Annotated in this window: 12 protein-coding genes; 6 read left to right on the forward strand and 6 right to left on the reverse strand. The window is 61.6% G+C overall.

What is annotated here, in order from left to right; translation table 11 throughout:
* Positions 1–256: 256 nt before the first annotated feature.
* The gene (locus QRN07_RS16280) at positions 257–1,249 is read left to right on the forward strand and encodes a hypothetical protein (protein WP_285241600.1); all 993 of its coding nucleotides are present in this window, start codon (positions 257–259) and stop codon (positions 1,247–1,249) included.
* Entirely contained in the window at positions 1,233–2,684 is a 1,452-nt protein-coding gene (locus tag QRN07_RS16285) for a hypothetical protein (protein ID WP_285241601.1), read from the forward strand. Before QRN07_RS16280 ends, QRN07_RS16285 begins: the two co-directional genes overlap by 17 nt.
* A gap of 1,891 nt (positions 2,685–4,575) precedes the next feature.
* Here QRN07_RS16285 and QRN07_RS16290 read toward each other — a convergent pair.
* Complete coding sequence (locus tag QRN07_RS16290; RefSeq protein WP_157371076.1) at positions 4,576–4,974, reverse strand: hypothetical protein; 399 nt, start codon at positions 4,972–4,974, stop codon at positions 4,576–4,578.
* Between QRN07_RS16290 and QRN07_RS16295 the strand changes: the two genes are divergently transcribed.
* Complete coding sequence (locus QRN07_RS16295) at positions 4,936–6,129, forward strand: IS30 family transposase (protein WP_285241602.1); 1,194 nt, start codon at positions 4,936–4,938, stop codon at positions 6,127–6,129. The two genes, QRN07_RS16290 and QRN07_RS16295, sit on opposite strands and share 39 nt — an antisense overlap.
* 93 nt (positions 6,130–6,222) lie before the next feature.
* Here QRN07_RS16295 and QRN07_RS16300 read toward each other — a convergent pair whose 3' ends face one another.
* From QRN07_RS16300 to QRN07_RS16310, 3 genes are read right to left on the reverse strand one after another with little or no spacing between them, the layout of a single operon-like run.
* Entirely contained in the window at positions 6,223–6,795 is a 573-nt protein-coding gene (locus tag QRN07_RS16300; protein WP_285241603.1) for a flavin reductase family protein, read from the reverse strand.
* Positions 6,796–6,797: 2 nt separating this feature from the next.
* The gene (locus tag QRN07_RS16305) at positions 6,798–7,844 is read right to left on the reverse strand and encodes a methionine synthase (protein ID WP_285241604.1); all 1,047 of its coding nucleotides are present in this window, start codon (positions 7,842–7,844) and stop codon (positions 6,798–6,800) included.
* A 20-nt stretch (positions 7,845–7,864) separates the two neighbouring features.
* Entirely contained in the window at positions 7,865–8,857 is a 993-nt protein-coding gene (locus tag QRN07_RS16310; protein WP_050684286.1) for a DUF1852 domain-containing protein, read from the reverse strand.
* 120 nt (positions 8,858–8,977) lie between these two features.
* Here QRN07_RS16310 and QRN07_RS16315 point away from each other — a divergent pair, with 120 nt between their 5' ends.
* Together QRN07_RS16315 and QRN07_RS16320 are read left to right on the forward strand one after the other, a co-directional pair.
* Positions 8,978–9,919, forward strand: coding sequence for a LysR family transcriptional regulator (locus QRN07_RS16315; protein WP_050684287.1), 942 nt, complete (start codon positions 8,978–8,980; stop codon positions 9,917–9,919).
* A 126-nt stretch (positions 9,920–10,045) separates the two neighbouring features.
* Complete coding sequence (locus QRN07_RS16320) at positions 10,046–10,612, forward strand: MmyB family transcriptional regulator (protein WP_285241605.1); 567 nt, start codon at positions 10,046–10,048, stop codon at positions 10,610–10,612.
* A gap of 32 nt (positions 10,613–10,644) precedes the next feature.
* On the opposite strand, the gene QRN07_RS16325 is transcribed toward QRN07_RS16320, so the two are convergent.
* A complete protein-coding gene (locus QRN07_RS16325; protein WP_285241606.1) occupies positions 10,645–11,496 on the reverse strand; it encodes a LysR family transcriptional regulator in 852 nt (283 codons plus the stop codon).
* 86 nt (positions 11,497–11,582) lie between these two features.
* On the opposite strand from QRN07_RS16325, the gene QRN07_RS16330 reads away from it, so the two are divergent.
* Positions 11,583–12,479, forward strand: coding sequence for an EamA family transporter (locus QRN07_RS16330; protein ID WP_285241607.1), 897 nt, complete (start codon positions 11,583–11,585; stop codon positions 12,477–12,479).
* Between the two features lie 100 nt (positions 12,480–12,579).
* Here the strand turns inward: QRN07_RS16330 and QRN07_RS16335 are convergent, their stop codons facing one another.
* The gene (locus tag QRN07_RS16335) at positions 12,580–13,479 is read right to left on the reverse strand and encodes a MerR family transcriptional regulator (protein ID WP_285241608.1); all 900 of its coding nucleotides are present in this window, start codon (positions 13,477–13,479) and stop codon (positions 12,580–12,582) included.
* Positions 13,480–13,569: the final 90 nt, after the last annotated feature.

Consider the following 13,569-nt stretch of genomic DNA (forward strand, 5'->3'; position numbering starts at 1 on the left):
CCTGCGCTCGGCGCGGATAGTTTGCTTTCTCCATCCTGGAGACACCGGACGGCGCACCTGTCCACTTGCCGTAGCCCGGAGCGGGGACAGAGCGTCTGCTAGACGTGCCTACTTGCCAAAATGCGCTGCCCGCTTTATCAAGGTCGGCGGCAGCGCATTCGAAAGTGAACGGGTCGGCAGGCGGCACGTCCAATCTTGTCACTCGGAGTCGATACTCTTTTCCTGGTAGACAAGACGCACATCAATTTAGGGGGAAATGGTGGTTGACCGCTTCGATACAAGCAATCCCAAAAATGGAATTGGGAGGGTCTGGCGGACCGCCTCGACGCAGCTCATCGAGCAGGCTGACAATGTCAAGCTTGCCGCCAGAGACGGGGTCGACAAATTGACTGCAAGGATGCCGGACCAATATGAGGAGCCCATAGCCGAGTACAACGTTGCCTTCACTGCGATGAACGACGAAGGACTTGCCCTCCTGCGTCAGCGGGAGAGATCGACAGACTTGATCGAGCTCGTCGAACTGCTGCTGAATAGCATCGCCAACACCCCAAAGTCATTCGAGGCCTCCTTTGAAGAAATCGAGTTCAACAAAGCCGAGTTCCTGGACGCGGAAGAGCTAGCAAGGCAGGAACTCGAAGCAGCGCGGAAGTCCGCCGCCGGCGCCGGCGCCGGGTTTGCTGCGGGAGCTGCGATCGCCAGCGTGGCGCCGACAGCCGCAATGTGGGTGGCGACCACCTTCGGAACTGCCTCGACTGGCACCGCGATCTCCACGCTTTCCGGCGCAGTTGCGAGCAAGGCCGCTCTTGCCTGGCTTGGAGGCGGCGCCTTGGCAGCGGGTGGTGGAGGCAGTGCCGCAGGCGGAGCTCTGCTGGCACTGGCCGGCCCCATAGGATGGACCGTCGCAGGAGCATCCCTCCTCACGTCAATCGCGTTGTTCGCAAAGAAGAAGTTCGATAATCGAGAAGCAAAGCAGGCGGCGCTTACTGACGTGAAACACAACACCGCCTTGGTCAAAGCCGATCAAGCCCGAATCGGGGACCTCCTCCAGAAGACAACAACGATTCGCGAAGAACTCTTGAAGGGCTACGGCGAAGCGCTGGTGTGCTTTGGAGCGGACTTCCTTTCGCTCTCCGAGTCCCAACAGAAGAAGCTGGGCGTCTTGGTAAACAACACCAAATCGTGCGCGGCCCTGCTGGGGAAGCGCATCGAGCGCGGCACGGGTGACGAAGAGTATGACGGAGTTCGTTAGGAGTAACCAGGAGCAGGCGGTTGCTTCCTGGGTGAACTATCTCAATCAACTCCGCATAGACGAGCTACTCAGTTCCTTGCGGCATCAGGACGAGAACCTCCTGAAGGCACTCGGAAGCATCGATGAAGCCATCAGGAAGATCGAACTGGAGGTGGTGACTGCCAATCGCGGTGGACTGCGCGGCATGCACGGCTTTATCGCGGAAATCGCCGAAGTGGGTATAGGGAATGCACGAAAACTGATTCTCGGGCAGGAGTCCGTTTACCAGTGGGTGAACGACAACGGACCAGTGGACCTGCTGCGCAACGGTATCGATATCCAGCAGAAGTTCGTCTCTGCCGGCGGCCGATTCTCGCTAGGGGCAATCGCTGAGCACCTCCAAAAGTATCCCGACTACGTGCTGAACGGCGGCAAGTACCAGATCCCTGGTGATCATTTCGAGGTGATCCAGAAGCTGTACTCCATGCCGCCCGAAGAGGCGGGCGAGCTCCTGTCGCGCAGCGGTAGCGGACCGTCCTTCAAGGACTGGCAGCGGATCGAGTCGTTCTTTAGGGACGGATCGATCGGCATTGAATCTCTGGAACCCTCGACGCTGAAGTATCGCGAGGTACAGCGGAACGTCTACAAGTCGACCATGGCGGCGGAGCAAGAATCCCTGCTTTCCACCGACCAGTCCCTCCGTGACACGTCCTACCAAGAGAGCCGGCCGGATCTTCAAGAAGCAGCAACGGTCACACTCACAGCAGCCGCAATCGAGGGTGGGACTGCTTTCATGCTGGCCGTTGTCGCGAAGCTCCGGCAGGGCAAACGGCTTCGCGATTTCAGTGAGCAAGACTGGCTCAATATCGCAGGCGAAACGGGCTTTGGCACGATTAAGGGCGGAGCTAGGGGCATTAGCGTCTACGCACTGACCAACTTCACCGCCACATCCGCCGCAGTCGCCAGCTCCATTGTCACCGCTACCTTCGGTATCGCAGAACAGGCGAACAAGCTCCGCAGGGGCGAAATCGACGAGCAGAAGTTTATCGAGAACTCACAGCTGGTCTCCCTTGAGGCTGCAGTTAGCGCGCTGTCCTCATTTGTCGGTCAGGCGTTCATCCCTGTTCCCGTCCTCGGCGCCATCATTGGCAACACGGTCGGAATCCTGATTTACAGGGCCCTCTCATCGTCTCTATCAAGACGAGAGGCCGAACTGATCGAACGATACTTCCTCGAGCAGCAAGTGCTCGACGAGCAGCTTGCGATCGAGTACCAGGAACTCATAGTGACACTAGAGCAGGGCATGGCCGCCTATCTCGGACTAGTCGAACGGGCCTTCTCGCCGGACGTGGAGATCGCCCTTATAGGATCAGGTGCGCTCGCCCGAGGACTTGGTGTGTCTGCTGACGAAATTCTGGACTCTAGTGAAAAGATTCTCGCGTATTTCCTCGACTGATCTGCTGCGCTCAGAAAGTCTCACGACCCAAGCCAGTAAAGATGCTCCCACGGAGCATCTTGCCCTCGGTGATCACGTCGCCGTCCCCGCACACGACAATTTCATCATCTGTGAAGAAGGCCAAGGCTACGGTCATTTTCGAGGCTCGTCGTCGCGGGAAGTCCGGTGCCCGTTGGACGGCTTAGCGCGCAATAGCTGTGAGTCTTTCTTTCTTCAGAAGGGGCCTTAACGCCCAGTACGGTCCGACATAAAGACGGCCCGGCTAATACGCGATGAAATTCAAGGTTCTGCCACAGGCGCTAACCCTTTCCGTGTTCGGATGACAGGGCCTGGCGGTGGGGGATGAGCCCGATTCAACGCTTCAGTGCATTCGATCTCCAACCACCGGTTCGAAGTTGCTCCTCTCATTAAGACCACAACTCGTCAGGGCCCAAGTGTGTTGAATTGCAGTGAAGACAGGACCTGCACTTACCTAGTTCCTATCTCGCCGCGTAGCCCGGCGATTTCGGCTCGCAGCTCCACGATTTCCCCTTATAGCTCCACGATCGAGTACGCGAGCTTTCCGATAACTTCTTTGTATTCGTTCGTCTGGAGTATGTGAGGGGGACCCAGCTTACGGGAGCTCGTGTCAGTTGGCTGTAATGAGTCGCTACTACTAACAGGGCGCAGGCAGGATCCCTGATTGTCCTCTTGATCGATCTCGTAGTGCGATGGATACGGGATCAGCAACCGGGCTCCGCTTGTGAGCGGTTGTCTGGCTCAGCCCGTGAGATGGAGGCAGGGCGTTGCTCGCCTGACCCAGGCTCCACTTCCTTCGGGACCAGTGTCGTCAAAGGGCCGGTTTGCGGCGTTACCAAGCCATGCCGGTGACGCAGCATCGCGCGACTTCTAAGGAGCCGCTGAATCGGTTCAGGTCTTCAAAGTCGACCACAACAGAGAGGCTGGTTCGTTGTTGCCGGGTATGTCTGCCATGAGCCGGTCGCGGATGTGCGGGAATTGAGGATTCAAGTAACGGGTAGGTGGCCATCAGTTCGCAGAGAGCCGTTGATAAACAGAGCTTGCCTGGTAAGAACCTTAGCCCAGCGTGGCACCGATGTTTGGGGACCCTTCGGTGCCAATCCTTTCAGAACGTTCTGCAACGTCGTGTCGCCTCCTGATCGAACCGCCATGTATGTGTGAAAGGAGGGAATCTGATGAGAGTGTCTTGCTCGATGCCGGTCGGTACTTCTGTCAACCAATATGCACTCGTCGCCGCCCGCGTAGCCCTGTGTTCTGCCTCGCTTGAGGACGTCGCCACGAGGACCATCCAAGCGGGTGATAAAGAGGTGTGGACAATGTCCACACTTTCGGCCCCGGACTGCCTCGTACAGCGGCCGGACTGGCCCGGATTCCGCATGTTTCCGCGGGATTCCAGCAATGACAAGGCCGGGAATCGCGTTCGAGTCCCGCCTCGGGCACAGCATGACCCCTCGTCGGAGGAGTTTTTGCCTCAGCGTGTTGACATGGCTTGGGGTTGCGTCCATCTGACACTGACCGCGGGGTGTGCCTGGCGCCGCGGGTTGCCTGTTTGGTAGCGGGGGAGCAGGATCAGGATCGGCTGGTGGGCCGTCTGCTTGCTCTGGATTCGGGTTATGCGGGTTCTTCTTGGTGCGTCCGGCAGGTCCTAGGCCCGACCTCATTCGCAGGGTGTGGGCCTCCGGTCCTTGTCGATACGTGGTCATCGCGTCGATGTCTACGTTGGAGCCGTCCAAGGCCTCATGCAGGAGTGAGCCGCGCGGTTTGCTTCGGTGGACGCCCCGATGTTAAGGAGGACAACGGCGGGAGGCTCCTTGGGTTCTAGCGGTCGTTGCAACATCCCTAGATTTTGGGAGTTGCAACGACCGTGCCGTCTTTAATCAGGAAAGCGTCGGGGAAGAGAAAGTACACGCAGGAACAGAAGGACCGCTTCTTTGCTGTTTTCGACCGGGTTGGCTCGGTGGCAGTTGCTGCGGAGGAGCTCGGGTTCAATCAGATGACGTGCTATCAGTGGACCCACAAGGCAGGGATTGGGGCTGGGCGAGAAAAGCACACGCAGGAAAAGAAGGACCTGTTTTTTACTGTTCTGCAACGGGCCGGCAGTGTCACCGCTGCTGCCAGTGAACTCGGGTTGAACCGGAACACTTGCTATCGGTGGATGCAGAAAGCCGGGAGAGCCCGCAAACGCTCTGACCGACCGCAGCGCGAAGACTTCCGCCGCCTCCGGGATGCCGGTATGTCCCGGCGCGAGGCCGCAGCAGCTCTGGGAATCCACCAGACCACAGCTGAGGAGTGGGACGTTGGGATCCGCAAAACCAGGAATGGACGCATCTATCCTGGCGGGCGGTCCGTGGACTACACACGTGAAGTGAGCACAACCACCACCCCGGGCGTCCGGGGCATATCCCTTCCAGGGCTCGACGCTCTGGACAAGACCCTCGACGGGCGGTTCCTGTCGCTGCAGGACCGGGAAATGATCCGGGACCTCCGCTCCTCCGGGGCATCACTTCGTGCCATCGCGGCCGCACTCGGCCGCTCGCCATCAACGGTCAGCAGGGAGTTCGCCCGCAATAGCCAGCCTGTGATCGGGTACCAACCCTACGCAGCCCACCGCAAAGCTGCCTCCCGCCGGCCAAGACCAAAAGAACGCAAGATCCTGGTCCTGCCCCGGCTGCGTGACCATATCGAAGCGAAACTGCTCCTGCGATTGTCGCCGGAACAAATCAGCAAGACTTTGATCAGGGACTTTCCCGATGATCAGGAGATGCGCGTGACCCACGAGAAGATCTACCAGGCGCTTTACCTTCAGGGCCGGGGCGGGCTGCGTAGAGAACTCGCGACCGCCCTGCGGACCGGCCGGGCGCGCCGGAAGCCTCACAGAAACGGCGACGAGCGACGGCCTCGGTTCGTCGATCCCATGGTGATGATCTCCGAACGGCCTCCCGAAATCGAGGACCGGGCAGTGCCCGGACATTGGGAAGGGGACTTAATCACCGGGGCGCTGAACCAGTCAGCGATCGGAACCCTGGTCGAACGCTCCACCCGCTACGTCATGCTGGTCCACCTGCCAACCGATCACACCGCGGAATCCGTCAGGGACGGACTCATCGCCACGATGTCCACCCTGCCGGCCCACCTCCGCGGATCCCTGACCTGGGACCAGGGCGTGGAAATGGCAGCCCACAAATCCTTCACTCTCGCCACAGACATACAGGTCTACTTCTGCGACCCAGCAAGCCCCTGGCAACGCGGCTCCAACGAGAACACCAACGGGCTGCTCCGGCAATACTTCCCCAAAGGCACCGATCTCTCTGTCTACGGACCCGAAGACCTCGAGCACGTCGCCCAGGAACTCAACGCCCGCCCACGCAAAACGCTCGGCTGGGATACCCCGGCCGAGCGCCTGCGTGATCTACTAACAACCACCTAGCCACCAACGGTGTTGCAACGACCCCTAGAAACCGCCTTACCTCCCGCCGTCGTGAGCCGTTAGCCTTACCGCCTCGCATTGGTGGCGCGTCGCTCAGCCTTCCAGCTTGGAATGCTCGCCCAGACGGTGCCACGAACGGTTGTGGTGGACCAGCGCGTCGCCGGGTTCACCCGCTTGGACGTCACGCATCACACGGGACTCCAGGGCGTGAACGGCAATGATGGTGGCGGTCCCCACCTCCATGCGATTGATGACGGCGCAGCGCACCCAGGCGCGGACATCGTCATACACCGCTTCGCCGGTTGCGAGGGACGACCAGCGGTGCGTCTGGTCAAAGCGGTCGACGCCGGGCGTCGCTCCAAACTTCGCCAAGTTGACGTCGTGCGCGTCAAGCAGGTGCACGACGACGGTTTCGGCGCGCGAAAGCACTTCGGACGCCGAGGACAGTGCCGAGACCGAGAAAATCAGCAACGGAGGTTCCGCACTCACTGACACGACCGACGATACCGTCAGCGCCACCGGTCCCTCGCCGGCATCCGCCGTGACGACGGCGACACCTCCCGGGTGGCCACGGAACAGTGACTTGAATTCCTCGGCCGAGAGGGTGGACGGGAAGCGTTGCTTCGGAGCCTCGAGCCAAGTATCTGCGGGGTAGGCGTGGAACATCGTTATGACGCCCTGGGGGTGGAGCTGGCGAGTTCCTCGCGAACGATTCTCGTCCCTGCGCTGAGAGCACTCAGCTTGGCCAGTGCGATGTCCCGGGGGAACGGTGCCATGCCGCAGTTGGAGCTGGCAATGAGCTTGTCCGCATCGACGAACTGCAGGGCCTTGCGGAGGGTGTCGGCGACTTCCTCTGGGGTCTCGATGGTCTCGCTTGCGACGTCGATTGCCCCGAGCATGACTTTCTTGCCGCGGAGGAGCTCGATGAGGTCCATGGGCACGTGGGAGTTCTGGGATTCCAGCGAGATGATGTCGATGCTGGAGCCCTGAAGCAGCGGGAACGTTTCCTCGTACTGCCTCCACTGCGAGCCGAGCGTCGCCTTCCAGTCGTTATTGGCCTTGATCCCGTAGCCGTAGCAGATATGCACGGCGGTCTCCGCACGCAGCCCTTCTGCCGCTCTTTCAAGCGCAGCCACGCCCCAGTCCTTGACCTCGTCGAGGAAGACATTGAACGCGGGCTCGTCGAACTGGATGATGTCCACGCCGGCCGCCTCCAGTTCCTTCGCCTCCTGGTTCAGGATCGCAGCGAACTCCCAGGCCAGCTTCTCGCGGCTCTTGTAGTGGTCATCGTAAAGTGTGTCCACCATGGTCATTGGACCGGGAAGAGTCCATTTGATCGGCAGGTCGGTGGTTGCGCGGAGGAACTTAGCGTCTTCGACGAATACCGGCCGCTCGCGGCGCACGGCTCCGACGACGGTCGGCACGCTCGCGTCGTAGCGATCGCGGATGCGCACGGTCTTGCGCTGTTCAAAGTCGACCCCGCTGAGATGCTCGATGAAGGTTGTGACGAAGTGCTGGCGCGTTTGTTCGCCGTCGCTGACGATGTCGATACCGCGTCGGCTCTGCTCGTGGATGGCGATGCGCAGTGCATCCTGCTTGCCCTCGAGCAGCGTATCCCCGTCCAGTTTCCACGGGGACCACAGAGTCTCCGGTTGTGCGAGCCACGATGGTTTCGGCAGGCTTCCGACAACGGTGGTGGGCAAAAGTGTGTTCATGATTGACGATTCTCCGTGGGTCAGTTGACGAGTGCGGGGTACTTGGCGGTCCACTGGTCCAGTAGATCTTTGTGGGGCGTGATGAAGTGTTCCTCGGTGTACTTCGCCTGGGTTACCGCGAGCTGACTGCGCTCGACGCGGTCGTAATCGATCTGGGTCCGCGAGTAATCCTGCTCTCCCAGGCTCGGCTGGTAGACGACGGCGGCGGCGGAGTTCGCGTTGTAGACCTCCGGGCGGTAGATCTTCTGGAACGTCTCCATGGTGCTGATCGTGCCGATGAGCTGCAGGTTGGAGTAATCGTTGAGCAGGTCGCCGCGGAAATAGAAGGCGAGTGGCGCAACGCTGCCGCGCGGCATGAAGTAGCGGACCTGCAGCCCCATCTTTGCGAAGTAGGCGTCCGTCAGTGAGAACTCGTCCTGCTGGTATTCGACGCCCAGGACCGGGTGGCGGTTCTCCGTTCGCCGGTAGGTCTTGGTCGTGGAGACGCTGATGCACACCACTGGCGGCTGCGGGAAGCGTTCCTGGCATGCCGGGGAATCGAGGAACTGCTGGAACAGTTTTCCGTGCAGATCGCCGAAGTCCCCGGGGATGGTGGGCTTGCCTGACTCCGTTGCTGCCGCTGGCAGTACGACGCTGAAGTCGAAGTCACGGACGTAGGAGGAGAAATTGTTCCCCACGATCCCTTGGTGGCGGACCCCGTTTAGCTGGTCGACGATCTGGATGTCGAGAACCTCGAACAGGGGGAACTTCTGATCTGTACCCTCCGCCGTGAACTCTATTTGCACGGAAACGATCTCAAGTTCGAGCGTGTAACGGTCCCGGTCCGGGTTGTCCCAGCTTGCGAGATCGTTGAAGCGTCGCCGAATCATGGTCAAGGCGTTGCGGAGGTTCTCCTGGCGGTGCTCGCCCCGTGCCAGGTTGGCAAAATTTGTGGTGATCCGGGAGCCTTCCGACGGGGCGTATTCCTCGTTGAAGGGGGTGGTGGTGATGCTGAAGGTGAAGTCGTCTGCCATGTGCTGCCAATCCGTTGATGGGCCGGAGACGGCCTTTCCGAAGGGGGTGCATCCATAGTGCAGCCTTCCGAGAGGTATCAAGTAACTCGTGGCTACTATGCATTCATATAGAATTTTCCTATGGCCCAGATTTCGAGCGGATTGACCCTGCAGCAGCTCCGCTATTTCATAGAAGTTGCAGCGGAGGGGTCGATCTCCGCGGCGGCCGATCTTCTCTACGTGGCGCAGCCGACAATGTCCGCAGCGATGAAGGACCTTGAGGCCCGGGTGGGCCGTGGGCTCCTGGCTCGCTCCGCCCGCGGGGTCACCCTCACCGCCGACGGGGTGGAGTTCCTCGGCTACGCGAGGCAGGTCGTTGAGCAGTTTGCTCTCCTCGAGCAGCGCTACCTTGGCAGGCCACCGCGGCGACGCCTGCTCGGGGTGTCAACGCAGCACTACTCGTTCGCGGTGGACGCCTTCGTCCGGATGGTCAAGGCCACTGATGTGGCAGAGTACGAGTTCTCGCTCCGTGAGTCCCGTACCTGGGACATCATCGAGGATGTCCGGACGCTCCGCAGCGAAATAGGCATCCTCTACCGGAACGATTTCAACCGGAAGATCATCGACAAACTGCTCCGGGAATCCGGGCTCGCGTTCACTCCGCTTTTCCTCGCCGATCCGCACATTTTCATTTCGCGGAACAATCCGCTCGCCTCAAAAGAGCGTGCGACTCTCGCCGATCTCGCCGGCTTGCCGCGGCTAACCTTCGATCAAGGTGCGAACAACTCCTTTTACTTCGCCGAGGAGATTCTCTCCACCATGTCCAGTAAGCAAGAGATCCGGGTCTCTGACCGGGCCACGATCTTCAACCTCATGATCGGGCTCCACGGCTACACGATCTCGACCGGCATCATCAGCGGGCAGCTCGACCCGGAGATCGTCGCCATCCCGCTCGACGTTGACGAACGCATAGAGATCGGCTGGATCGGCCACGCAGCGATCCCGCTGACCGACCAGGCACAGCTCTACCTCAGGGAATTGCGGGCCGTCGTCGCCGAGTTTGGCGTCGCGCTACTTGACTGACTGCATGAGCGGGCGGGACTTTACCCTTTCGGTGATTGGATGTGTTTGTTGCACCTGATATGGCGGGGTTAACGGTCTACGGTGGGTTTGCGCCGCGTGCCGGGACTCAGCCGTGAGGAACTCGCCATGCTCGCAGGAATGAGCGTTGACTACTACAACCGGCTCGAACGGGGGAACCTCACTGGCGTTTCCGACAGCATCCTGGGATCCCTGGCCCGCGCGCTCTACCACCCCAACGGGGACGAGCCGGAGCAGCCACAGAACTTCGCCCGCTTCCTCTTCCTCGATCCTGCGGCGCCCGGCCAGGTGGTGGACTGGGAGCCCATGGCCCAGGACATTGTTGCCATCCTGAGGCAGGAGGCTGCACGGGACCCCCATAACCGGGACCTGACCGACCTCATCGGAGAGCTCTCCACCCAAAGCGAGGACTTCCGGAGCATGTGGGCCGCCCAGAACGTCCGCCTCCACGGGTCCGGCACCAAGTCCTTCCAGCACACCGTAGTCGGCGCCTTCATTTGCTGGTCGCGGCGCTCGCTCTGTCCGAAGATCTCAAGGCTGATGCCGCTAAGGCCTATGCGCCGATGGCTGTGCTCGATACAAAGATGCTTGCCGTCTCGTCGGAGGTTATTGCCAGAATCACCGGTGACCTGGCAGGCGCTCCGCGCTAACAGCGCGTCCCCAAACGCACCGTGAAGGATGCTCCAATGCACGGAGTTTCGGCGGGGTCAGAGGTAGAGGCCTGCGAGGAGGGCGATGATGTCCTGCAGTCTTGCGGGCGGGTCCTTTTTCGTCCAGGCAGCGTAAACAGGTACGGGGGGTGCGTCGCGGACGGCCCGGTAGGTGAGGCCTTGGCGTCGGTACTGGTGGGCTGTTGATTCTGCGGTTACTCCGCGGGCTTTACCGCTGCTGATAACCGTGAGCCAGTCATCGACGTCGCTGGTGGGAATGGTGTGGTGCGGGTGGCCGCCATCGGGCCACAGGTCGAGTCGGGTGCTTCCGGTTCGGTCATCGATCGCCAGCGGGGCCGTGGCGACCTGGGCGAGGGTCACCGTGCGTTTCGTGGCCAGGGAGTCATCGACTGATATCGCGCAGTAACGTTTCTCGACACCGATCAGAACCATTTCGAGGCGTGTCGTGTCCGGTACGCGGCGCAGTATCGCCAAGTCACTGGTGCCCTCAAGCAGTCCTGCGGTGGGTGTATTTGTTCGGGTCAGGCGCAATTCATGGTGTGGAAGGGCTACGGCCCATTGGCGTTGGAATTCCAGGGTTTGCTTGCCCAAGGCCGACCACGCGTACCCGACCCGGATCGAACTCGCCCCATCCAGTGCTTCCTGGCGCAGATCAGCCACCACGGCGAGGGCACGGCGGGCGTGGCGGAGTACTCGTTCACCAGCTGGGGTGGGGGAGACACTACGGGTCGTCCGATGCAGGAGCCTCACCCCAAGGGCTGATTCCAGTGCGGCGATATTTCGTGAGACAGCGGTCTGGGAGATGCCGAGCTCGATGCCGGCGTCAGTGAAAGTACCCGTATCGATGACGCTGACCAGGGATCGCAGGTGACGCAGTTCGACTTCCATTCCTGCAGTGTACTCATGCGCATAACGCATCAATGTGTAGATTCATGCATTATGAGCAGCAGGTGACCGGCTTGCAAAGTTGCAGCATGATCAACACGCAGCGGGCAGGAAGTGGCCGGATCGCTGGTATCGCGACCGCTTTGGGTGGTGCGCTCTCGAACCAGCTCGGGGCGGCCAGTGGGTCCTTGGCTTTTCCTGGCATGGGTCCGCTCGGTGTCGTCGCCGTCCGCCAGCTCGTCGCAGCCATGATCCTGCTACCGGTCGTGAGGCCACGGATCAGGGATCTGACCAGGGCTCAATGGTGGCCGGTCCTGCTCCTGGCGTTGGTGTTCGGGATCATGAACCTGACCCTGTACCTGGCCGTCGAACGCATCGGTCTCGGTTTGGCGGTGACACTGGAGTTTTGCGGGCCTCTGGCGGTCGCTCTCCTAAGTACCCGGACCAGGAACAGTGCGATCTGCGCGGCCATCGCAGCAGCCGGCGTCATGGCGATCACCCGGCCCCAACCAACTACTGATTACCTGGGTGTCGGGCTCGGCCTGATCGCCGCCTGCAGTTGGGCTGCCTACATTCTGCTCAACAGGACCATCGGCTCCCGCATCCCCGGAGTGGAGGGCACAGCCACGGCAACCGGAATCTCCGCCGTCCTGTTCCTACCCATCGGCGTCTGGATACTCATCACCACCCGCCCGGACATGTTCGCTTTGGTCTGTGCTGTCGGTGCCGGCGTCCTGGCCTCGACGGTCCCATTCGTCGCTGACCTGATTGCGCTCCGGAAGATCCCCGCACACCTGTTCGGGATCCTCATGAGCATCAACCCTGTCCTGGCCGCTTTCATCGGAGCGATACTCCTCCACGAAGAACTCGGCACTATCGAATGGGTTGGAATAGCCCTCATTGTCGCTGCGAACACAGCCGCCCTGCTCCTCCCATGCGGCACACCACGCGATGCGACGGCCGGAGCCGGACAGCGTCGCGACTGAACCGCGGACACCTCAAGTTGGTGGGGGAGGCGCGCGTGAAGTGCACGATGCAGCAGAACGATGCGTCTTGCGCGGATCATGCCGATGCTGCAGGCCCCGCTTAGGGCGCAGGCGTCGCCGAAGCGCCGAGTTGCACCGCCAGCTCCATACAGCGCAGACGGGCCGGGGAGAAGTCGTAGGGCATGTTCCAGATAGTCTCCGCCGCGCTCTTGACGCGGGAGCCCTCTGCCGGGTCGGGGTCAGGCGCCGGATCAGCGTCATCGAGCGGGTGCAGCTCGTCCCAAGCGTCGAAGAGAGCGTCATCCTCCGCCGGCTGACCGGACTCCTCGATAACGCGCATCAGCGCGGTCTCGAAGGCGTGCCGCTCGGCCGCCACCTCCGAAACGCGGGGGTCGTCGACGGCGACCGTATCGTCCAGGGCCTCCTCGGCGGCCTCGACGCGGTCGGACTCCGCACGCAGCGACGGATCGGCAGCCAGGGCGAGGAAGCGGCCGGCCTGGACGGCCGCGCCGAGCGGACCGAAGATCCGCTCAGTGACCAGCAGGACGTCCAGGTCATCCTGGCGCAGCGAGCCCTCGGGTGCGCCCTCAAGGCGGTCGGAGACGAGATCATCGAGCAGTCCCAGCCTGCTGCCAAGGGTCCGCATGCGCTGCACCGAGGCGCGCTTCCGCTGGAGCTCGGCTTCCTGCGCGGCGAGGGTGTCCTCCAGCCGCGCGAGGACGCCTGCGATCCCGTCCTCGTCGTCGGCGCCGCTCGGTTTGCCGCCGTCGAAGGCGTCGCGGATGTCATCGAGGGCGATCCCGGCGTCGGCCATTCGACGGATCCAGAGCAGCCGGATGATTTCCGGGTAGCCATACCGCCGGCGGCCGTCGCCGCCCCGCTCCCGCTCGGGCAACAGGTCAACCTGGTGGTAGTGGCGGATCGTCCGGGGAGTGACGCCGACGAATGCCGCGGCGTCGCCGATGAGGACCTCTCGCGGAGGGGTCGGGAACGGTTGCATGGCGGACCTCTCGGAGTGGGACGGGACGTGCTTCCAGCAGACCACATGACGCTGCGGCAGGTGCAACAAAATAGCCGGACCCGGTGTCGA

Origin of the sequence: Pseudarthrobacter sp. MEB009 (assembly GCF_030208875.1) — a bacterium.
GTDB lineage: Bacteria > Actinomycetota > Actinomycetes > Actinomycetales > Micrococcaceae > Arthrobacter.

Bases quoted from the DNA above. Each gene is read 5' to 3' on its own strand.
- QRN07_RS16280 (WP_285241600.1), top strand. From the start codon at position 257: ATGGTGGTTGACCGCTTCGATACAAGCAATCCCAAAAATGGAATTGGG.
- QRN07_RS16285 (WP_285241601.1), top strand. From the start codon at position 1,233: ATGACGGAGTTCGTTAGGAGTAACCAGGAGCAGGCGGTTGCTTCCTGG.
- QRN07_RS16295 (WP_285241602.1), top strand. From the start codon at position 4,936: ATGTCCCGGCGCGAGGCCGCAGCAGCTCTGGGAATCCACCAGACCACA.
- QRN07_RS16300 (WP_285241603.1), bottom strand. From the start codon at position 6,795: ATGTTCCACGCCTACCCCGCAGATACTTGGCTCGAGGCTCCGAAGCAA.
- QRN07_RS16305 (WP_285241604.1), bottom strand. From the start codon at position 7,844: ATGAACACACTTTTGCCCACCACCGTTGTCGGAAGCCTGCCGAAACCA.
- QRN07_RS16310 (WP_050684286.1), bottom strand. From the start codon at position 8,857: ATGGCAGACGACTTCACCTTCAGCATCACCACCACCCCCTTCAACGAG.
- QRN07_RS16315 (WP_050684287.1), top strand. From the start codon at position 8,978: ATGGCCCAGATTTCGAGCGGATTGACCCTGCAGCAGCTCCGCTATTTC.
- QRN07_RS16320 (WP_285241605.1), top strand. From the start codon at position 10,046: ATGCTCGCAGGAATGAGCGTTGACTACTACAACCGGCTCGAACGGGGG.
- QRN07_RS16325 (WP_285241606.1), bottom strand. From the start codon at position 11,496: ATGGAAGTCGAACTGCGTCACCTGCGATCCCTGGTCAGCGTCATCGAT.
- QRN07_RS16330 (WP_285241607.1), top strand. From the start codon at position 11,583: ATGATCAACACGCAGCGGGCAGGAAGTGGCCGGATCGCTGGTATCGCG.
- QRN07_RS16335 (WP_285241608.1), bottom strand. From the start codon at position 13,479: ATGCAACCGTTCCCGACCCCTCCGCGAGAGGTCCTCATCGGCGACGCC.